Origin of the sequence: Ureibacillus chungkukjangi, assembly GCF_044795995.1 — a bacterium.
Classification (GTDB): Bacteria; Bacillota; Bacilli; order Bacillales_A; family Planococcaceae; genus Ureibacillus; species Ureibacillus chungkukjangi.
The window spans coordinates 3,636,745-3,657,837 of the sequence record NZ_CP085009.1 but is presented as its reverse complement, the minus strand read 5'-3'; the positions used below and the strand labels follow the sequence as shown (position 1 = coordinate 3,657,837).

Sequence of the window (21,093 nt, the reverse complement as noted above, 5' to 3'; positions counted from 1 at the left end):
TATTGTGTGAGGGTAAGTATAAACAATAATGGTTTACAAAGACTAAAAGAAGCGAACGGAAAAAGAGGTGACAAATATGGAAAATCAAATGCCAAAAGATGAAGGAATCGATCATAGTATTGCGCTTTTAAAAGAAGGATATCACTTCATCCTAAATAGAAGTGAAAAGCTTAGTTCTAATGTATTTGAGACAAGGCTTTTAGGAAGAAAAGCGATTTGTATGATCGGAGAAGAGGCTGCACAAATTTTTTACGACCCGCAAAAATTTCAAAGGAAAGATGCTGCCCCTAATCGAGTAGTCCAAACCTTATTTGGAAAGAATGCTGTGCAAACCTTAGATGATGAGGAACACCAAAACCGTAAAAAAATGCTGATGTCGGTAATGACTGAAGAGCATTTGAATCATTTACTTGAGCTAACAGAGATGCAATGGGAGCAATCTATTGTTAAATGGAGCAAGATGAAATCCATCGTCTTTTATGAAGAAGTAAAAGAGTTGCTTTGTAATGTAGCGTTCAAATGGATAGGGTATCCCATACATGAAAATGATGTTAAAAAAATGACGAAAGAGCTCGCCTCCATGTTTGAAACAGCTGCAGCAATCGGTCCAAACCATTGGGCTGGAAGAACCTATAGAAACCAAGCAGAAAAAATGATTCAACAGCTTATACAAGATACGCGTGATGGAAAAATAAAGTTTCCTCAGAATACAGTTCTACATCAATTTGCATTTTATAAGGATACAAAAGGAAATCTTTTAGATATTGAAACGGTTGCAGTTGAAGTCATCAATATGCTAAGACCAATCGTTGCTATTTCAATCTATATTAATTTTTCTCTTCTCGCACTCCACGAATTCCCAGAGGAAAAAGAGAAATTGCAATCCTTTAATGACTACTCCAAACTTTTTGTGCAAGAGGTAAGAAGGTTTTATCCATTCTTCCCGTTTGTAGTGGCAAAAGTTAAATCTGATTTTGTTTGGAATAGCTATGAGTTTAAAAAAGGCACATTAACACTATTGGATCTTTATGGGACAAATCACGATCCAGTGAAATGGGAAGACCCACACAAATTTAACCCTGAACGATTTGCACATTGGCCAGGAAGTCCATTTGGCTTTATTCCACAGGGTGGTGGTGATTACTATTTAGGTCATCGCTGTGCAGGGGAACAAATTACACTTGATGTAATGAAGGTAAGCCTTGATTACTTAGTAAACCGAATGGAATTCACATTACCTGAACAGGATTTGAGCTTTGAAATTGATGATATCCCTAGCATACCAAAAAGCAAGATTATCCTTGAGCATATTGTAAGAAGCCGAAGTCATTAGTGATTTCGGTCTTTTGTTTTTCTTTTTACTGAAAAATGTCGAATAAGGAAGGAGTTTTTTAAATCTTCCACGAATAATAGAAAGTAAAAGAAAACCTATAGGAGCTGAAATTCTTGCACCAAAACAAAGAGGAAATCTTAATGCATTATGAGAATTCTGTCGAGTGGGTAAGGAATTTGGATAATTTAAGTGAGGAGCAGTGGAGAACCCCGATTGCAGAAGGGAAATGGACAATCGCAGAAGTTATTGGTCATTTACCAGCATGGGACCAATTTATTTTAGATAGTCGCCTACCTTATTTATTTAAGAATAGGGCACTTCCAGAAGGACCAGAAGTAGATGAATTAAATCAACAGTGTTCCTTGGAAAGTCAATCAAAGACAAAGGAAGAAATCATTTCAAAATTCATTAAAGTAAGAAGAAGTCTAATCATTGCAGTAAATAATATTGAAGATGACTTATGGGAAACGAAAGTTAACATTGGTTCAACGGCTTTAATATTGACAGACTACTTAAAGGGTTCGATTGAGCATGATCATCATCATTTCAAGCAAATTGAGAATATATTAGAGGGTTCTAAGAAAGTTACATGAGCTAAAAGCAGATAGAAGAAACTTATCTAAGTAAAGAGACTTTAGCAGCTAGAACTACATAAAATGATAGCCCCCATTCGAAAAATAGTTCTTTTTCAAATGGGGGTAAATAATATTAGGAGGATAGAAAAATGAACTCAAGGCTAGTAAGGGTAGGGACTATCTATTTACCAGTAAAGGAAGTTGAAGTATCAGCCAGGTGGTATAAGGAAAAGCTAGGAGCTGAAATTTCCTATATTGATAATACCAAAGCAATTCTAAACTTTGCTGATCAAAGCTTCTTTCTAGTGCAGGCTCCACCGAGTGAAAGTGCTAACTTTAAAGATAGTGATGGTGAAGAACGATTTTCAATAACCTTTGAAGTGGACGGGATAGAAGAGCTGCAGCAAATTTATGAGGAGTTCAATAGAAAACAAATTAAAGTGGGTAAGATAGAGGATCGTGGACATGCGGGAAGGAACTTTATATTTCAAGATTTAGATGACAATAAATTCGATGTATGGAGTGAGCTAAGTCCGAAGTATAAAGAGCGTCTAGTTTCTAAGAACGTATAGGAGGATAACGATGAATCGACTAAATTTACTAACATTAGGTGTAAAAGATATGAAGGAATCTCTTCAATTTTACAGGGATGGCTTAGGGTTTGAGGTAGTTGTGTATGGGGAGGAATCAAACCCAGATGTAATATTCTTTAATAATAACGGGACAAAAATATCTTTATTCCCACTTGAAAGATTAGCCAAGGATATAAGTGAACAGCAACCACCAGAAATAGGTACTGGCTTCAGTGGGATTACTTTAGCTTACAACGGGAAATCGAAGGAAGAGGTCGACGAAGTATTCACTTTGGCTGAAAAAGCAGGAGCTAAAATAGTTAAAAAGCCAGAAACAGTGTTTTGGGGTGGATATAGTGGCTATTTTCAGGATCCGAATGGTTTCTACTGGGAAGTGGCTTACGGCGAAATGTGGGAATTTGATGAAAATGAAATGCTTATTATAAAGAAATCATAATAGTAATTTTTCATAAAACGATAGCTATGCTATAATTTAGATTAACTTACAACGAAGGGAAGATGGGTGGCCGATGATTAAATAATCTTATTTTTATTTTTGAAATTTAAATTCAAGAATCTAAAATAGGATTAGTCTGCCCATTTTTCAAAGAACGTTCAACTACTATTGCTCTCAATAGCTTTTTTGATATTGGTAAAAGCTGAGTTTTTTACTAATATAGTAGTTGCACTTTATGTATAGGAAAGCATGAAGCTTCTCTATCTGTCAAAATGAGACTAATCCTTCCACGAAATTTGGGAGGATTTTTATTTTTTTAAATTATCAATTCTCCCTATAACGAAGGGATGCGTATATAAATGCAAGAGCTACTAAAGCTAAAGGACATTACATTTGAAATTTTAGATAATATTATTTTTAAGAATGTTAACGGGACAGTCCATGATGGAGATGTAATTGGGATTATAGGTAAGAATGGGGTGGGTAAGACAACACTGCTACAGATAATTTCAGGAAATCTTTCATTGTCTAATGGAAAGATAAATTGGCTTAAGCCACAAGTATCAGTCGAAATGGTCGAACAGGAAACAGAAGATTTTGCAAGCGAGCATACCGGAACAAAAGAAGCACAAATGTTAGCTAAGTGGAACGTGCTTACCAATAGCTATAGTAAGCTTAGTGGTGGAGAGAAGCTTAAGGTAAGACTAGCAAAGGGCTTCTCAAGAAATGCACAGCTTTTACTATTAGATGAACCGACGAATCATCTAGATGAACAATCAACTGAAATTTTGATAGAGCATATTAAACAATACAAAGGAACAATCATTCTCATATCCCATGATCGCTATTTCTTAGACAAAGTAGTCACGAAAATTTGGTCATTAGAAGACCAGCAATTAATAGAGCACAAAGGAAATTATACGAGCTACATGAAAGCGAGAGAGCAAAGACGGTTGACGCAGAAGAGGGATTATGAAAAACAGCAGCAAATGATTCAAACCATTGAAGGACAATTAAAAGAGTTGACTTCATGGTCTCAAAAAGCTCATGCAGATTCAACGAAACAAGAAGGAATGAAAGAGTACCATCGCGTAAAAGCGAAACGTACAGATGCCCAAATAAAGTCAAAAAGAAAACGCCTTGAAAAAGAATTAGAGAAGTCAAAGGTAGAACAAGTAAAACCAGAATATGAGGTGCAGTTTACTCTTAAAGCAAATGACAAACGAGGGAAACGATTTTTAGAGGTGAAAACCCTGCAAAAATCGTTAAACAAGCGTGTACTATTTAAAGACGTTAGCTTTACCATTCAGCATGGTGAAAAGCTTGCATTAGTTGGACCAAATGGTAGTGGGAAAACTACTTTTTTAAAAATTGTAATGGGTGAAGTAATGGCAGATGCCGGCGAAGTTTGGATTTCTCCAGCAGCTAAAATCGGATATTTAACACAAGAAGTGTTTGATCTACCACTTTTAAAAACGCCAGAAGAGCTGTTTTATAGAGAAACCTTTGAGGAGCGTGGAAAAGTACAAAATCTAATGAAGCACTTAGGTTTTTCAACTGCTGCCTGGAAAGAACCGATAGGGAATATGAGCATGGGAGAAAGAGTGAAGTGTAAGCTAATGGTTTACATTCTAGAAGAGAAGGACGTGCTAATGTTAGATGAACCAACGAATCATTTAGACCTGCCTTCACGTGAACAGCTAGAAGAGACTTTATCAACCTACAATGGAACGTTACTCATCGTTTCCCATGATCGCTATTTCCTCGAAAAAACAACGAATAGTAGCTTGGAGATAAAAAATAAGAGCATTCATAAACAGTTAAAAGAAATGCCAGCTCAAAAGGATACACAAAAAGAGGCACTATTAAAGCTAGAAACAGAGAGACAGGAGGTTTTAGGAAAACTAAGCTTTATGACTGTTAAAGATTCACAATACCCCGAGCTTGACGCCAAATTTAGTGAAATAACAAAGCAAATTAATCAGTTAAAGAAAAATATGTGAGAAATGAGCCCTAAAGGATTCTGTAAAGATTCTTTAGGGTTTTTATGTTGTAAAAATTATGTATGGCAATTCTTGAGCATCACATACTAACTTTACGATTGCCTAAAATTATAGGAAGAAGGTGATTCGATGTCACCGTTCTTTAAAAAGAGAACGAAAAGTGAACAACCAACAGAAACAGTAACAATACCAGATAGCGAAATCTTAAAAGACAAAGAGGGAGAGAGGGTTTCGTCTGATTTAGAAGAGAACATTGAAGGGTTTAATAAGATTTTTAAAAATGATATTGATTTTCTTATTCGGCGATTTGCTCTTTTTGGTACACAGCCGGCAGCACTTCTATGTTTGAAGACATTAGTTGGAAAAGAAGACATCGAAAGAGATATAGTGAAGCCTTTGCAAGAAAGTAACTACCCAATTGATCAATCGATGAATGAAATTGATTATATTTTAAACAATGTTCTCTATTATTCAGATGTGAAAACAATTACTGATAGTGCGGAATTAATTCAATCACTTACTTTAGGCAAAGCAGTCATTTTCGTAGACGGAATTGAAAAAAGTCTTGAATTAGATGCAAAGAAACCTGAAAAACGTGCAATTGAACAGCCTGAAACAGAACGAGTGGTTCGCGGAGCTAGAGATGGGTTCATTGAACAAATCGGTACAAATGTAGCATTACTAAGATATCGGCTACCTGTTCCGGAATTTCGAATAGAATCCACAGAGGTTGGAACAAGAACGAGGACGAAAGTGGTCGTTTGTTATATGGAGGATATAGTAAACGAAAACTTACTTGTAGAAGTTAAGAAGCGAATCGATGCTATTAAAATGGATGGCATTTTAGATGCTGGCTAAATTGAGCAGTTTATACAAGAAAATCCTTGGTCTCCCTTTCCTCAAATTCAAAATACAGAACGGCCAGATAAAGTAATAGGAAATATATTAGAGGGGAGAGTAGCAATTTTAGTAGAAGGAAGCCCTTTTGCCTTAATAGCACCAGCAACATTTAATCAATTTTATCAAACAAGTGAAGATTACAATGATCGTTGGATAATCGCCTCTATTATTAGATTAATTAGGATTATTGCACTGGTATTTTCACTACTCTTTTCATCTTTTTACGTGACAGTCCTTTCGTTCCATCCTGAATTAATACCAGCCAAATTTGTTGTGGCCGCATCAAGTGGTAGACAGGGCGTACCGTTTCCTGTTTTTATAGAAGTTTTAATAATGGAGATAGCGATGGAAATCTTGAGAGAGGCGACCGTCAGAATGCCACAGCAAGTTGGTGGTGCTTTATCTATTGTTGGTGTGTTAGTAGTGGGACAAGCGGCTGTACAAGCTGGTTTTGTAAGTCCGATTACGGTGGTAATCATTGCAATGTCAACAATTGGATCCTTTGCAACACCTTCTTACAATGCGGCAACGGCATTCAGAATGCTACGCTTTATACTGATTATTTTAGCAGGTACTTTGGGATTATTAGGAATGGCTGTAGGAATAATTATTATTCTGAACCATATGATTGGGTTGCGTTCTTTTGGAGTGCCTTATATGTACCCGTTTTCTCCAGGAAATGCGCATGCCTTAAGAGATTCCGTGATACGTTCGCCTTTTAATTGGTTAAAAAATCGCTCGGATAGTATTAAGCCAAAAGATACGAAGAGAGTAGGGAAGCGGGTCAAAGATAAAACGACCTATAATTTCTTGGAAGAGGATGGAGGAAATCGTGATGAAACATAGTGATTCTATTTCCTCAATTCAATTAGCAGTAATCCTCATTAGTACGATGCTTGGTGTATCTTTATTAATCCTGCCTAAGATGGTAACAGAGTTTGTAGGGGTTGCTGCTCCACTCGCTACTTTAATGGGTCTTTTCATTTCATTTTTGGGAATGATGGCTTTTGCATTATTAGGTAAAAGATTCCCTAAAGAAACGTTAATTGGCTACAATAAAACCATTTTGGGAAAAGTCTTCGGAAATATATTCAATATAATTTTTATGGTAATAACTCTTGTTTTATTTGGTTTGGAAGCAAGGCAATTTGCTGAAGTGCTAGCAGGAGCACTTCTTCCCAATACACCAATCTATGTTTCCATATTCTTAATGATTGTGATTTGTGCATCTATAAATTTTAGTAATGTATCCACTTTTGCATATATTCATTTTTTTATCTTCCATTTATGATTATTCCGTTATTCATCGTGATTGGACCATCCTTTGCGGATGCAGAAATGTACCATGTATTTCCGATTGTTGGCCATGATGTATCAGGGAAAGAGTTTTATGAAGGGGCAAAGATAATCTGTCAGGGGATTACAAATTATATTATCATCTCGATGATAATTCCTTATATGAAAAATGCGAAAAGCGTTGTGAGAAGTAGTATATGGGGATTTTTGGTTGCTAGTATGTTTGTTTTTAGTACGGTTACTATTTGTTTAGCTGTTTTTGGAGAAATAAAAATTCTTGATATGTATTGGCCAACATTGGTTTTAGCACGAATGGTTCATGTACCAAGTGAGCTTCTCTCCAGAGTGGATGCGATATTTCTTATTGCTTGGATATTTGCAGTTTTTACTACAGTGCTTTCTTATTATTTTATGTTTGTACGGGGCATGGCTGAGCTTTTTAAGACTAAAAAGTTTCAGCGCATTTCATTTATAGGGATACCGATTGCTATGTTAATCGCTCTAATTCCCCAAGATACGTATGAGTTGTATCGTTATATTAAAAATACAGCTTTTATCGATATCTTTCTTGTTATTGTTTATCCCATATTGTTGCTGGTAATTGCAAAAATCAGGCGTAAAAAAGGGAGTGCAACATGAAGAAACTATTTCTACTTACCCTTATGATAATGACCTTACTTTTTTTAACAGCATGCTGGGACCGTTATGAACTAGAAGAGCGTGCCAATATATTGGGCATTGCAATAGATTATGCAGATGAATCAACTGAAGATTTTACAATTCCAGAGGTCTCGCATCAAAAAGATAAATTTCCAGGGAATAATAAGAAATTATATAAAATAACTGCACAATTGGCGGTACCTGGAAAAATTAAATTAGGCCCAGAAGGTGATAGTAGTGGAGGATCAGGGGAGACATCTTGGGTATTGGAAACAGTAGGGTATACCATGAAAGATGCGCTACTGAATCTGCAACAGCAGTTAGCAGAAAAACTCTACTTAGGACATCTTCAAATTGTAATTGTAAATAGTGAAATAGCGAAGGACGGTCTCGAAGATATTAATGACTTTTTAAGAAGGGATTACGAAGTTAGAAGAACGGCATGGATGGCAATTACTGAACAAAAGGCATCAAAGGTACTCCAAACGGCACCGCCAATGCAAACTGTTCCAGCACTTTATTTAAGCCAAACATTAGATAATGCCATGCGTTTTGGGAAGTTGCCCAAAGGTTATTTGGGGAAGTTTTGGGTGGATTTGGATGATATGGGTATAGATGGCAATCTCCCGCTAATAAAAGTGATAGAACGGGATCGTATTATGGTAACTGGGGTTGCCTACTTTATAGACGATAACATGGTTAGCAAAATGTCTCCAATAGAATTGGGTGGATACCTAGCGATGAGAGAAAGGAATCCTGGGGGATATACAGTTGCTGTATCAACAGATGATGGTGGTGTCTATCTTGTAGAATCATTACGAAGAGATTCTAAAATCAACATTACTATTGAAGATGGAAAACCTAATGCTGTTATTAATGTTGAAATCGAAGCGCAGATAGAGGAAGAAACAAAAGCGAATGACTTAGGCTTGAAAAAGTTAGAAGAAGTAGAACTGAAAGTGAATGATTTAGCGAATCAAGTTTTCAATGAGGAGATAAAAAGTTGGCAGGAAAAAGGTGCAGATTTACTTGGCATCGGGGCAAGGGTTAGAGCCTTCCATTCTAAATATTGGCATCAGGAAGTTGAAACAGAAGAACGTTGGAGAGAAATTTACAAGGAAATGGATATCCAGGTTAAAGTAGATTTTAAAATTGAACGTACAGGAATGGATTGGAAATAAGATGTATATAAAAGAGTCTTAAAAGTTATATTTAACAAGCTTTTGGGACTTTTTCTATGTCAAAAGTATGGAAAATTTACCTCTGTTCATGGGCATTTACAAATGGTTAATAAAGGATTAATAGTACATTAACATAAGAAGCATATGATAGGTATTAATCCCCTGTTATAACAAGGAGTAATTATGAATTCAGTATCATATTCAAGAGAGCATTCTCTTAATTTATTTTCGTATTTAAAGTATTTATATAATAAAAGGCAAGAAGATATTTTGTACTATAAAAGATATAACGAATTGAAAAAAATTATGCAAAATGAGTCGCTAGAAACATTCTTTCAGCCAATTGTGAATCTACAAACGGGACAGACCTTTGGGTTTGAAGCTTTGAATAGACCAGGGCAACCAGAGTTTTTTAGTAGTGTAGATCATTTCTATGAATTTGTTGGTCAAACAGACATGGTATTTGAGTTTGAAAAATTTTGCAGAAATCTATCATTAAAAAGGTATATTGCAGGGTTAAACGAAAAGCTTCAAGACGAGGATTTTAATCTATTTATCAATATTCATCCACATGTTTTGCTGGATAAGCATTATCACAGTGGGGATACATTGCAGCTATTAATTGATATTGGAATTCGCCCCGACCAGGTCGTGTTTGAGTTAACTGAAAGAAGTGCTGTAACAGATTTCCAAGAGTTTGAACGTGTATTATCCAATTATCGTTCCCAAGGATATAGAATAGCAATTGATGATGTTGGTTCAGGCTATAATAGTTTGAAAACATTAATCTTTCTAAAGCCTGAATTTATAAAATTAGACCGCTCACTCATTCAAAATATTGACGAAAGTAAACCCAGCCAACAATTAGTATCTCTAATCTATGACTATGCCGTACAATCCGATACAAAAATCATTGCAGAAGGTATAGAGCGAAAAGAAGAGATTATGTACCTCCAAAAGCTTGGGATACACTACGCCCAAGGATATGCGTTAGGGAGACCAGGTAGAACAATTGAATGTGGTGAATTACCAAGTTTAACTTGAAAACTAAATGTAAAAACGATGCAAATAGGTGAGAATATGATGACGAAAACAGGTGAAGCAGTATCGAATATCGGACGAATAGTTAATACCGTACCCTCTATTTCTCCAACTTTAAAAAATAAAGAGGTAGACAAATTATTTACTGACAATCCAGATTTACGCGGAATTGTAGTCGCCCATCATGAAAAACCAATTGCTCATATTACAAGAACTCATTTCTATCAAAAAATTGGAACGTTATATGGTTATAATTTGTATATGGGAAGAGAAAGTAATTTACTAGCAAAGACAAGCCCTCTAATCGTTGATTTTCATCAGCCCATTACTGAGGTCAGTAAACTAGCTATGGAAAGAGAAGAAGAAGCATTATATGATGATGTGATTGTAACGAAGGGCGACAAATTTTTTGGTGTTGTAAGTATTAGAGCACTACTCATGGAATTTGTTGATATCCAAGTACAAACGGCTAGTTTCCTGAATCCATTAAGCAAATTGCCTGGAAATCACGTAATTGACCAAAAGCTAACTGAAATATTGTATTTAGAGAAATATAGCGTTCTCTATTTCGATATTGATTACTTCAAAACCTATAATGACCTATATGGTTTTAATAAAGGAGATAAGGTTCTGCTTCACTTAACAGATATCCTCAAAAGAAATATTACGCAGCAAGGATATTTTTTAGGGCATATAGGTGGGGATGACTTTATGGCTATTCTTCCACTATATAAGGTTGATGAAATCTGTGAAACCATTATTAAGGAATTTGATGAAACAATTCCTAGCTTCTATGAGGACTATCATTTAAGCGACCCGAACTTTAAGGTGAAGGGGCGATCAGGTAGTTTAGAGAAATTTACAATCATGTTTTTATCAATTGCTGTTTTGACAAATCAAAAAAGGCAATTTGTCAAAATAGAGGATGTATCCAATGCGGTCGCAGCTATAAAAAGAAATTGCAAAAAAGTAAAGGGGAGCTGTTTTATTATAGATGAGACAGATTGCTGTTCCCCTACATATTAATTATAAGCATCGAATGAAAAGGAGCAGCTATTTTTCCATTCGATTTTTTTATTGCCCAATGTATAATAGAACTTATAAACTGTGTTTTAAAAGGATGTGACGTAATGGCCGGAATCAATGCGCCATTTAATGGAACTACTCATGCAAAGCCTATGAATAATATGGCGATACTTTGCGTGAGGTAATTAGATTATTAATCGCCCTAACTGTATAGTCACTTTGTTCATGTGTGCTTTGCCCTTCACTTGAAAGTTAAAAAGTAAAGGAGCGAAAGTTCAAATGCGTTACGTAAATGCACATGAAGTTTTACCAGAGGAGCTATTGATGGAAATTCAGAAGTATGTTCAAGGAGATTTAATTTATATTCCTAAGCCTGAAAAAGAACGAATTCAATGGGGAGTCTTATCTGGTGAAAGACAACGACTACAAAAAAGAAATGATCAAATAAAAAAGCAGTTTCAACAGGGGGTAGCGCTTCAAGAGTTAGCGGAGCAATACCATTTATCTACTGAAACGATAAAAAAGATAATATATAGGAAAAGGTGAACTGGTGAAATCTCAGTTCACCTTTTTATGTACAGTTTGATTTTAAAAGAACTTGCCAATTGCTGTTTTTGGCACATTTATGTACCCTTATCTTAAGGAGTGGTGAAAATGCAATTTATGACGCCAGAGCAGTACCAATTTATTAAAAAACAAGCTAAAAAAATACTGAACACATATACAACCTCAAAAGATCAAAAGGTCATTCAGGCGATTCAAGCCCTTGTCCAAGAGGAAATTGATAGCAAGCTAACCTTTAGTGAAATCGATCAGCAGCTAGTACTACAGCCTATTTTTCATATTCAGTCCAAGGATCAGTTAGAAAAATTTCTAACTGATATCAAGCAATATGTTGAACCGTTTCTTCAACCAACAGAAGCTCAATTGAAAAAGTTGTTTCCAAAGGATAAAAAATTAAAGCTTCCGAAGCTTGAAGCCTTTGATTGGCAGGAAACCTCTTATTTAAGCTGGTTTGACCCAGGGACGAATCGAAAATACATTGTGTATAGAGAAGACGGGGCTTTAAAAGGTGTGCGCGGTACATTTAGCAATTCAGCAAAGGTAGGAATCTGTACAGTATGTAACCAGCATGCTAAGGTTGGCTTGCTTTTAGTATCGAAAAAGGGAGCAGATTTAGGCACATACACGAAAAGAGGGAACTATATTTGTGAGGATAGTGAATCATGTAATGGAGCATTATCAGACTTAGAAAAATTCACTAATTTCGTTAACAACTTAGTATAAAAATAAAAAAAATCGAGGTGCGAGTAAAAACGCAGGCTCGATTTTTTGCTTAGTTGTTAAAATAATCATATGCGTTCTTAGTTAGTAAAAGAACAGTTACGACAATAAATAAAATACGAACGTAGCCACTTCCACGACTAATGGCGAATTTAGAACCGCAAATTGCTCCAATAATTTGGGCGACCCCCATTATAAGACCATAGGCGAAATTAATTTGCCCTAAAAATAAGAACATCACCAAAGCGCCGATATTGCTTGCGAAATTTAAAAATTTCGCATTACCAGCAGCCTTTAAGAAGTTAAAACCAATCATTAAAAAGGCGAACATAAGAAAAGACCCAGTACCAGGACCTAGAAATCCATCGTAAAAGCCAATTGCCGAAACCAAGAAGATAAAGCCAATATATTTTTTTGTTGTCAGTTTCTTGTAGGTAGAAATACTTCCCCAATCTTTCTTAATAAGTGTATATATCGCCACAGCTGCTAACATGATGAGCATTAGGGGTTTTAATACATTAGGGTCCATCAAATGGACAACCCATGCTCCGAGCATCGCCGCTAAAAAGACAAAGGGAAAAATCTTGGCAATAGATTTGAAGTCGATATTTCCTGAACGGTAAAACGTAATGGTGCTAGTTAAAGAGCCCATTGTTCCAGCAAGCTTATTTGTTGCTACTGCTGCTGAGGGACTTAAGCCTGTAAACATTAATGCGGGTAAAGAAATTAACCCACCCCCACCAACGACAGAATCTATAAATGCAGCTAAAAACCCAAAAACAAATAAAATAATAATAAGGGTAGGATCTAAATCAAAAAACATATTATAGTAACTACCTTTCAGTAAACTTGTTATATTAATAGTTTGTCATACACATAATAGTCTTAATAAAGATAGTTTTCAAGATGTTTGGGAAAATAACCCACTAATTATCCTCGCTGTAAGAATGATAAAAGTGAGGATAAATTTTTTATGTTAAAAAATATGAATAATATTGTTGCACATATAATACTGTATGACATACACTGTATAGTATACAGCATGGAAATTCGGAGGTGATTCCTTGAGTAATTTACTGGATTCGTTAAGTACAGAGCTCAGAAGAGGTACATTGACTTTAGCGGTATTAAGTCAATTGCAAACACAGCAATATGGTTATTCATTAGTCCAGTTACTGGAGAAATCCGGAATAACGATAGAACAAAGTACGCTATATCCACTACTTCGACGACTAGAAAAGCAAGAACTAGTGGAAAGCGTTTGGGATACAACAGAAGCCAGACCAAGAAAGTACTATATTCTAACGGATTATGGTGCTGAGGTTTATGAAAAGCTTAAAGAAGAATGGCTAAAAAATTCGAAAGAGCTTTATAAATTATTGGAAGGAGATGATTAAAATGAATTTAATTGAGGTTTATATATATGAAGTGACTCGAAGGCTCCCTAACAAAAACCGTGAGGATATTGGTCTTGAATTAAAATCTACTATTGAAGATATGCTGCCTGAGAAGTATTCAGAGGATGAGGTAAAAAAGGTCCTTGTGGAATTAGGCAATCCTGCTGTTTTAGCAAGCGAATATAATGAACGGCCGATGCACTTAATCGGTCCAAAATATTATGATCTGTATATGTCCTTATTAAAAATGATTGTACCAATTGCTGTTGTGATCGCATTTATTAGCGTTGTTGCAAAGTATCTTGTGGGCTTTGAAGGTGGCGATACAGTATTAAATATGGGTCTAATGATTTTGGGTGAAGGGATATGGAGTATACTTAATGTTTTTATGCAGGTATTCTTTTGGCTGACTTTAACATTTGCCATTCTAGAAAGAACTGACCATAACGAGGATAAGTATCCACGTACAATGAGTCTGCAAAAATGGACACCTGATGATTTAAAGAATATATCCTATATACCCCAGAATAGAGCTGTTTCAAAAGGTTATGTATTTGGTAGCTTACTGTGGACAGCTATTTGGGGAACGATTTACTTTAATGCCGATCACTTAGCTGGTGTTTATGAAGGCACTGGAGAAGGACTTGAGTTTATATTGCCAGCATTAAACCAAGAGGTATTGAACTCATTTTGGCCCCTTATCGTTATTGTTATAGGATTAGAAATTGTTTTTGCCCTAACCCTTTTTATAAAGAACCAGTGGACAAAGAAAATTGCATTTTTTAATGTGATTCGAGAGGTTATAGCTGTAATTGTTTTAATATTCCTTATTACGAATTCAAATCTACTCAATCCGGAGTTTCTAGCATATATGAGTAATATCCTGAATATTGCTGCCGACCAAATTAGAAACTTTATTATTGGGTTAACGTTAATTTTATTTCCTATCTTTTCAATTTATAACAGTGTGGAAGGCTACCGAAAAGCGAATAGATAAAAAAGCTTAGGCATCTTTAATTATGAGATGCCTTTTTATCATACAACAACTATGTAAAACTACCCTTTTTATATATAATTTACTATTTATTACATATCTTTCTTCCTAATCGTTGTTTATATTTTGTTGAAATTTACGTCAAATTAACAAATTTTAATTTTTAAGAAAAAAGTATTTTGGGTAAGAAATCTACTAAATAATTTAAATTTGGATAGATAAAATTGTGCTATGAATAAATTTGGAATTGCCAATGAAACATCAATGTTTTAGAGCGTTTTCGGGCTCTTTATCTCTGTTGGACACTAGTATTTTTACAACAATTATCACATAATAAGTGTAAAAACTAACAATTAATAGAATTATACTAATATAACTACTTATCTAAATTTTCGTTTAACAGTGAATTTTTTGTTTATTTCGTAAATCTTTTTTGATATGATGAGAATTGTTAATCCTATTATCAGAAAATAGGGAAAAAACAAAAAGAGGGGGATTCGCATTGAAAAAGCGCAATCTATTTTTAATGCTTATGTTACTAGCTTTAACTCTAGTACTTGCAGCATGTAACTTCGGAGGCGAAAAAGAAAACGCATCTGAAGAAGGAACAACAAATGAAGGCACTTCTGATACAACAGAAGGTGGCTCTAAAGAGATTAACTTAGTAGTAGCATCTGAACCACCATCATTACACCCACAATTAGCAACAGATACAACATCTGGAGTTATTATCCAAAACGTATTTGAAGGTTTAACAACTTTAGTTAATGGTGAAGTAGAAAATGCAGCAGCTGAAAATGTAGAAGTAAGTGAAGACTTAAAAACTTATACATTTACATTAAAAGATGCTAAATGGTCAAATGGTGACGCTGTAACAGCAGAAGACTTTGCTTATGCTTGGACTTTTGCATTAACACCAGAAAACGCATCTGAATATGCTTCAATCCTTTACCCAATTAAAGGTGCAGAGGCTTTCAACTTAGGTGAAGGTTCTGTTGAAGACTTAGGAATTAAAGTAGTAGACGAAAAAACATTAGAAGTAACTTTAGAAAACCCAACGCCATACTTCTTAGAATTAACGGCGTTCAAAACTTATTATCCAATCCACAAAGCAACTGCAGAAGCTAATGATACTTGGTTTGCAGAAGCTGGAGATTCTTATGTATCAAACGGTGCATACACTTTAGCTGATTGGCAGCACAATGGTTCAATGACTTTAGAGAAAAATGCAAATTACTGGGATGCAGACAAAGTTGCAATCGACACAGTTAACATTTCAATGGTTGAATCAGAAGCAACTCAAGCAACTATGTTTGATGCTGGTGAAATTGATTATTTAGGTGCTCCATTCGGAAGCATTGCTCTTGATGTTATTGATCGTTATAAGCAAGAAGGCATTTTAACAATTGCTGACTATGCTGGTTTATATATGTATAAATTCAACACAACTGGTGAATTTACTTCGAATGCTAACATTCGTAAAGCTTTAACTCTTGCAATCGATCGTCAAGCTTTAATTGATAACGTATTAAAAGGTGAGCAAGCACCAGGTGTAGCTCTTGTACCTGCTGCTATTAAAGGCTTTGAAGAAGACATGGGTTACATCAAGGATAACGATATTGAAGAAGCAAAAGCTGCTTTAGAGGCAGGTTTAAAAGAGCTTGGTCTTTCTGATGCAAGTGAACTTAAACTTAACCTTTCATTCAATACAAGTGAAGCACATGCTGCAATCGCTCAATTCATCCAAGAAGGATGGCGTACAAACCTAGGTATCGAAGTAACTCTTGATAACTCAGAGTGGCAAGTATACTTAGACAAAGTTTCTAACTTAGACTACGATGTAGCTCGTATGGGCTGGATCGCTGACTACAACGATGCTTACACATTCTTAGAAATGTACAACTCTGCTACAAACGGTAACAACGATACTGGTTGGGAAAATGCAGAATACACAGCATTATTAAATCAATCAAACACAGAATCTGATCCAGATAAGCGTTTAGAGTTAATGAAGCAAGCAGAAGCAATCTTCATGAAAGATTTACCAATCGCGCCTATCTATTACTACACAAACCTTTCTGTTAAGAAAGACAATGTACAAAATATCGAACCAGATTCACTTGGTAACATTAATCTTAAATACGTAGATATCACAGAGTAATCTTTTCTAATACTAAAAGGTTACGCATCTTAAGGCTGCTTACAATCGAGAAATCGATTCAAGCAGCCTTTTTTTCTGAATATATATATTCTCCTAAAACACCTAATAGGACTCTGAAAAGTCTTGAAGAAGCGATAAGTGCTTTTTAAAGGACAAGTAAAAAATGGGCAAAAGAAGTATTATTCAACCTTCGATTGATGGATGAATTATCAGCTTCTTTTATGCCAAACTAATTTATAAATTGAGAGCTAGAGGAGGAAAGGGAAAGTTAGTTCGATATTTATAATAAGAATATTAGGAGGATTCGTTATATTCAGAAAATAATAATAGTTATTAATTGAATAATATTTCAAACAATTTAACAATTCAGATTACAAAAATTTGAAATTAACGCAGGAAAAATGAGCATTTTATAAATAAATTAAATAATAAGTTAGAAAAATAAAATTTTTGTTTATTTAGTTAAAACTTTTTGTTAATATAGTAAACGTCAGCTCTAATATTTCTGAAAAATGAATCTTACTGAGCTGAGTTTTCTGAAAAATGGGAAATATATTACAAAAATAAAGTTAGGGGGATCCTCATGAAGAAAAATAACTTTCTACTTCTTTCATTGTTATTAGTGCTTTCTGTAGTGTTAGCAGCTTGTAACTTTGGAGGATCAGAAAAAGATAGCAGTACAACTGATGGGAATGGTGCTAAAGAACTTAATTTAGTTACTGCATCTGAACCACCATCATTACATCCACAATTAGCAACAGATAGTTCTTCGGGGGCTATTCTACAAAACGTTTTTGAAGGTTTAACTACAGTTAAAGACGGAGAAGTAGTAGAAGCTGCTGCAGATAAAATTGATATTAGTGAAGATTTATTAACATATACTTTCACTTTAAAAGATGCTAAATGGTCAAACGGTGACACTGTTACTGCTGAAGATTTTGCATATGCTTGGAAATTTGCATTAAACCCAGAAAGTGCTTCTGAGTATGCATCAATTCTTTACCCAATTAAAGGCGCAGAAAGCTATAACCTGGGTGAGGGTACTGAAGAAGATTTAGGAATCAAAGTGGTTGACGAAAAAACTTTAGAAGTTACTTTAGAAAACCCAACTCCTTACTTCTTAGAGTTAACAGCATTTAAAACTTACTATCCAATTCACAAAGCAACTGCTGAAGCAAATGATACTTGGTATGCAGAAGCTGGTGATAGCTATGTAACAAATGGACCATTCACATTAGCTGATTGGAAACATAGTGCATCAATTACATTAGAGAAAAACGACCAATATTGGGATGCTGAAAATGTTGCTTTAGACAGAGTAAACATTTCAATGGTAGAAAATGAAGCAACTGCTTCAACTATGTTTGATGCAGGAGAAATCGATTTCTTAGGTGCTCCATTCCAAACAGTAAGCTTAGATGTAATTGATCGTTATAAACAAGAAGGAATCTTAAATATCCAAGATTTCGCTTCAATTTATATTTACAAATTTAATACAACTGGTGAATTCACATCTAATGCTAACATTCGTAAAGCATTAACACTTGCAATTGACCGCCAAGGATTAATTGATAATGTTTTAAAAGGTGAACAAACACCAGCTTTAGGTATGGTACCAACTGCAGTACCAGGATTTGAAGAAGATCGTGGTTACTTCAAGGATAATGATATTGAAGAAGCAAAAGCTGCTTTAGAAGCAGGTATGAAGGAACTTGGTATTTCTAATCCAAGTGAAATCTCAATTGGTCTTTCTATTAATACAAGTGAAGCACATTCATCTATCGCTCAGTTCATCCAAGAAGGCTGGCATTCAAATTTAGGTATCGACGTAACTATCGATAACTCTGAATGGCAAGTTTACTTAGACAAGCTTACAAGCTTAGACTTTGATGTTGCTCGTATGGGTTGGACAGGTGACTACAACGATGCTTATTCATTCTTAGAGTCATATGATTCTGCAGATAATGGTAACAACGATACTGGTTGGGAAAATCCCGAATATGCACAGTTACTAAAGCAATCGCTTACAGAAACAGATGAGAATGCTCGTTTTGACTTATTAAAACAAGCAGAGGGAATTGCAATGGCTGAATTCCCAATTGCACCAATTTACTATTACACAAGTCTTCATGTGAAAAAAGATTATGTACAAAACATGGAGCCTGATGCATTAGGTAACGTTTATCTGAAATATGTAGATATTAACAAGTAATTATTTAAGAAGTTACTATTTACTAATTTTTAAATGGTACTTAGGCTGCTTAATTCATTAATTCAATTTTATGATGACGAGCAGCCTTATGTACTATTATTTTTTTCTAAAAATTTAAAGGAGGGGACAAAATTGCTAAAATATATTTTAAAAAGATTAGGTTATATCTTGATTGCACTTTATTTAATCGTAACTGCTACATTTTTCTTAATGCAATTAGCACCGGGGAGTCCTTTCGCTAGTGAAAGATCATTCCCACCACAAATTGAAGCGCAGTTAAATGCAAAATATGGATTAGATAATCCTTGGTACATTCAATATAAGGATTATTTAATCGATACTGTGACTTTTGATTTTGGAGAATCCATGAAATACAAAGGTCGCTCAACGAATGATATGATTGCGGAGAGTTTCCCTATCTCCTTAACTTTGGGGATAGAAGCAATGCTTTTAGCAGTAGGGTTTGGTATTTTATTAGGGGTTATTGCAGCACTATATCACAATAAATTCCCTGATTACCTTGCATCTACAATTGCAGTACTAGGTATTTCGGTACCTTCATTTATCTTAGCTGGTTTAATGCAATACTTCCTAGCATTTAAAATGGGACTATTCCCTGTAAGTGGTTGGAAAGGCTTTATCTATAGTGTGCTGCCAGCATTCGCAATTGCTATTACACATATGGGGTTCATCGCAAAGCTTACGCGTTCTAGTATGCTAGAGCAAAGTAGCAGTGATTATGTTAAAATGGCCCGTGCAAAGGGGCTTGGGAAGTGGACAACGGTATTTAAACACACTTTAAGAAACGCTTTACTTCCTGTTGTTACATACTTAGGACCATTAACTGCTGGGGTTGTAACTGGTAGTTTCATCATTGAACAAATCTTTGCAATTCCTGGTTTAGGTAAACACTTCGTAACAAGTATTACAAACCGTGACTACACAGTTATTATGGGTACGACGGTATTCTATTCAATCATCCTACTATTCGCAGTTTTAATAGTAGATATTCTATACAGCGTAATTGATCCACGAATCAAATTGAAAGGAGCGAAAAAATAATGACACAAAAGCAATTTGATAAGTTCTCACCTGAAATGTTTAAAGTTGTCGGTGGACGTCAGAGTGAAAATGAAAAATTGGCTGCTAAGTCAGTTTCCTTTTGGAAGGAAGTTATACTTCGCTTCTCTCAAAACAAATTAGCAATATTCGGTATTGTTGCTTTAATCGTTGTAGCTTTGTTGGCAATTTTTGTGCCAATCTTCAGCCCATATAGCTATCGTGAGCAATTGGGTTTATATAATGCTGCACCATCAGCAGCACACTGGTTTGGTACGGACGATCTTGGACGAGATATCTTCGTTCGTGTTTGGCAAGGTGCACGTATTTCGTTATTTATCGGTATAACTGCAGCGGTGATTGACTTAATCATCGGTGTATTCTGGGGAAGTGTTTCCGGACTTGCAGGTGGACGTTTAGATAATATTATGATGCGTATTGCGGATATTTTATCTGCTGTTCCTTACCTATTAGTAGTAATTATCTTATTGGTTGTATTACAGCCAGGTTTAATACCTATGATTATTGCGTTATCGATTACAGGTTGGGTTAACATGGCCCGTATCGTGCGTGGAGAAGTATTATCCATTAAAAATCAAGAGTACGTATTAGCTGCTAGAACATTAGGAGCAAATACAGGACATCTAATTATGCGCCACATTGTTCCAAATGCATTAGGTGCAATTTTAGTAACAATGACTTTAACAATTCCTTCAGCGATATTCACAGAAGCATTCTTAAGTTACTTAGGACTAGGTGTACCAGCTCCAATGGCGAGTTGGGGTACGATGGCTTCTGAAGGAAACAAAGCATTAACTTCGGCACCATGGCGTTTATTCTTCCCGGCGTTCTTTATTTCTTTAACAATTTTCGCGTTTAATGCTGTTGGAGACGGCTTGCGAGATGCACTAGATCCAAAATTACGTAAATAGAAGTAGGTGA

The 21,093-nt window shown here is 35.3% G+C and carries 19 protein-coding genes and 1 pseudogene; 19 read left to right on the top strand and 1 reads right to left on the bottom strand.

Features of this window, described 5'->3' with window-relative positions; genetic code table 11:
• The first annotated feature begins 76 nt into the window (after positions 1-76).
• From LG296_RS18035 to LG296_RS17975, 13 genes and pseudogenes are all read left to right on the top strand, one after another.
• Positions 77-1,333, top strand: a complete 1,257-nt coding sequence (locus LG296_RS18035) for a cytochrome P450 (protein WP_107934704.1) — start codon at positions 77-79, stop codon at positions 1,331-1,333.
• Positions 1,334-1,446: 113 nt separating this feature from the next.
• Complete coding sequence (locus LG296_RS18030) at positions 1,447-1,926, top strand: DinB family protein (RefSeq protein ID WP_107934705.1); 480 nt, start codon at positions 1,447-1,449, stop codon at positions 1,924-1,926.
• 131 nt (positions 1,927-2,057) lie between these two features.
• Positions 2,058-2,480 carry a VOC family protein gene (locus LG296_RS18025; RefSeq protein ID WP_107934706.1) on the top strand — a complete coding sequence of 141 codons (423 nt, stop codon included), beginning with the start codon at positions 2,058-2,060 and terminating at the stop codon, positions 2,478-2,480.
• 10 nt (positions 2,481-2,490) lie between these two features.
• Positions 2,491-2,937, top strand: coding sequence for a VOC family protein (locus LG296_RS18020; RefSeq protein ID WP_107934707.1), 447 nt, complete (start codon positions 2,491-2,493; stop codon positions 2,935-2,937).
• Positions 2,938-3,296: 359 nt separating this feature from the next.
• Entirely contained in the window at positions 3,297-4,940 is a 1,644-nt protein-coding gene (gene abc-f, locus LG296_RS18015) for a ribosomal protection-like ABC-F family protein (RefSeq protein ID WP_107934708.1), read from the top strand.
• Positions 4,941-5,069: 129 nt separating this feature from the next.
• Positions 5,070-6,686 (top strand): annotated as a pseudogene (locus LG296_RS18010) (spore germination protein).
• Entirely contained in the window at positions 6,676-7,131 is a 456-nt protein-coding gene (locus tag LG296_RS18005; RefSeq protein WP_235867611.1) for a GerAB/ArcD/ProY family transporter, read from the top strand. Before LG296_RS18010 ends, LG296_RS18005 begins: the two are co-directional and overlap by 11 nt.
• Positions 7,128-7,775, top strand: a complete 648-nt coding sequence (locus tag LG296_RS18000) for a GerAB/ArcD/ProY family transporter (protein WP_235867610.1) — start codon at positions 7,128-7,130, stop codon at positions 7,773-7,775. Before LG296_RS18005 ends, LG296_RS18000 begins: the two co-directional genes overlap by 4 nt.
• Entirely contained in the window at positions 7,772-8,977 is a 1,206-nt protein-coding gene (locus LG296_RS17995; RefSeq protein WP_107934709.1) for a Ger(x)C family spore germination protein, read from the top strand. The genes LG296_RS18000 and LG296_RS17995 overlap by 4 nt, the downstream gene beginning before the upstream one ends.
• A 183-nt stretch (positions 8,978-9,160) precedes the next feature.
• Entirely contained in the window at positions 9,161-10,021 is an 861-nt protein-coding gene (locus LG296_RS17990; RefSeq protein WP_404427242.1) for an EAL domain-containing protein, read from the top strand.
• Between the two features lie 18 nt (positions 10,022-10,039).
• Complete coding sequence (locus LG296_RS17985) at positions 10,040-11,044, top strand: GGDEF domain-containing protein (protein WP_404427241.1); 1,005 nt, start codon at positions 10,040-10,042, stop codon at positions 11,042-11,044.
• A 279-nt stretch (positions 11,045-11,323) separates the two neighbouring features.
• Positions 11,324-11,590 (top strand): CD3324 family protein, encoded by a 267-nt coding sequence (locus tag LG296_RS17980; protein ID WP_404427240.1) that lies wholly within the window; start codon positions 11,324-11,326, stop codon positions 11,588-11,590.
• A gap of 108 nt (positions 11,591-11,698) precedes the next feature.
• Entirely contained in the window at positions 11,699-12,331 is a 633-nt protein-coding gene (locus LG296_RS17975; RefSeq protein WP_404427239.1) for a FusB/FusC family EF-G-binding protein, read from the top strand.
• Positions 12,332-12,380: 49 nt separating this feature from the next.
• Here LG296_RS17975 and LG296_RS17970 read toward each other — a convergent pair whose 3' ends face one another.
• Positions 12,381-13,151 (bottom strand): TSUP family transporter, encoded by a 771-nt coding sequence (locus LG296_RS17970; protein WP_107934714.1) that lies wholly within the window; start codon positions 13,149-13,151, stop codon positions 12,381-12,383.
• A 241-nt stretch (positions 13,152-13,392) separates the two neighbouring features.
• Here LG296_RS17970 and LG296_RS17965 point away from each other — a divergent pair, with 241 nt between their 5' ends.
• The 6 genes from LG296_RS17965 (at position 13,393) to LG296_RS17940 (ending at position 21,083) form a co-directional block, all read left to right on the top strand.
• Positions 13,393-13,725, top strand: coding sequence for a PadR family transcriptional regulator (locus LG296_RS17965; RefSeq protein WP_107934715.1), 333 nt, complete (start codon positions 13,393-13,395; stop codon positions 13,723-13,725).
• Position 13,726: 1 nt separating this feature from the next.
• On the top strand, positions 13,727-14,722 hold the full coding sequence (locus LG296_RS17960) for a hypothetical protein (RefSeq protein ID WP_107934716.1): 996 nt from the start codon (positions 13,727-13,729) through the stop codon (positions 14,720-14,722).
• A gap of 523 nt (positions 14,723-15,245) precedes the next feature.
• Positions 15,246-16,880 carry a peptide ABC transporter substrate-binding protein gene (locus LG296_RS17955; protein ID WP_107934791.1) on the top strand — a complete coding sequence of 545 codons (1,635 nt, stop codon included), beginning with the start codon at positions 15,246-15,248 and terminating at the stop codon, positions 16,878-16,880.
• 583 nt (positions 16,881-17,463) lie between these two features.
• A complete protein-coding gene (locus LG296_RS17950) occupies positions 17,464-19,092 on the top strand; it encodes a peptide ABC transporter substrate-binding protein (protein ID WP_107934717.1) in 1,629 nt (542 codons plus the stop codon).
• 132 nt (positions 19,093-19,224) lie between these two features.
• Positions 19,225-20,154, top strand: a complete 930-nt coding sequence (locus tag LG296_RS17945) for an ABC transporter permease (RefSeq protein ID WP_107934718.1) — start codon at positions 19,225-19,227, stop codon at positions 20,152-20,154.
• Positions 20,154-21,083, top strand: a complete 930-nt coding sequence (locus LG296_RS17940) for an ABC transporter permease (RefSeq protein WP_107934719.1) — start codon at positions 20,154-20,156, stop codon at positions 21,081-21,083. The genes LG296_RS17945 and LG296_RS17940 overlap by 1 nt, the downstream gene beginning before the upstream one ends.
• Positions 21,084-21,093: the final 10 nt, after the last annotated feature.

What these genes read in the sequence shown, in the direction of transcription:
- LG296_RS18035 (WP_107934704.1), top strand. Translation starts at nt 77, where the DNA reads ATGGAAAATCAAATGCCAAAAGATGAAGGAATCGATCATAGTATTGCG.
- LG296_RS18025 (WP_107934706.1), top strand. Translation starts at nt 2,058, where the DNA reads ATGAACTCAAGGCTAGTAAGGGTAGGGACTATCTATTTACCAGTAAAG.
- LG296_RS18020 (WP_107934707.1), top strand. Translation starts at nt 2,491, where the DNA reads ATGAATCGACTAAATTTACTAACATTAGGTGTAAAAGATATGAAGGAA.
- abc-f (WP_107934708.1), top strand. Translation starts at nt 3,297, where the DNA reads ATGCAAGAGCTACTAAAGCTAAAGGACATTACATTTGAAATTTTAGAT.
- LG296_RS18005 (WP_235867611.1), top strand. Translation starts at nt 6,676, where the DNA reads ATGAAACATAGTGATTCTATTTCCTCAATTCAATTAGCAGTAATCCTC.
- LG296_RS18000 (WP_235867610.1), top strand. Translation starts at nt 7,128, where the DNA reads ATGATTATTCCGTTATTCATCGTGATTGGACCATCCTTTGCGGATGCA.
- LG296_RS17995 (WP_107934709.1), top strand. Translation starts at nt 7,772, where the DNA reads ATGAAGAAACTATTTCTACTTACCCTTATGATAATGACCTTACTTTTT.
- LG296_RS17990 (WP_404427242.1), top strand. Translation starts at nt 9,161, where the DNA reads ATGAATTCAGTATCATATTCAAGAGAGCATTCTCTTAATTTATTTTCG.
- LG296_RS17985 (WP_404427241.1), top strand. Translation starts at nt 10,040, where the DNA reads ATGCAAATAGGTGAGAATATGATGACGAAAACAGGTGAAGCAGTATCG.
- LG296_RS17980 (WP_404427240.1), top strand. Translation starts at nt 11,324, where the DNA reads ATGCGTTACGTAAATGCACATGAAGTTTTACCAGAGGAGCTATTGATG.
- LG296_RS17975 (WP_404427239.1), top strand. Translation starts at nt 11,699, where the DNA reads ATGCAATTTATGACGCCAGAGCAGTACCAATTTATTAAAAAACAAGCT.
- LG296_RS17970 (WP_107934714.1), bottom strand. Translation starts at nt 13,151, where the DNA reads ATGTTTTTTGATTTAGATCCTACCCTTATTATTATTTTATTTGTTTTT.
- LG296_RS17960 (WP_107934716.1), top strand. Translation starts at nt 13,727, where the DNA reads ATGAATTTAATTGAGGTTTATATATATGAAGTGACTCGAAGGCTCCCT.
- LG296_RS17955 (WP_107934791.1), top strand. Translation starts at nt 15,246, where the DNA reads ATGCTTATGTTACTAGCTTTAACTCTAGTACTTGCAGCATGTAACTTC.
- LG296_RS17950 (WP_107934717.1), top strand. Translation starts at nt 17,464, where the DNA reads ATGAAGAAAAATAACTTTCTACTTCTTTCATTGTTATTAGTGCTTTCT.
- LG296_RS17940 (WP_107934719.1), top strand. Translation starts at nt 20,154, where the DNA reads ATGACACAAAAGCAATTTGATAAGTTCTCACCTGAAATGTTTAAAGTT.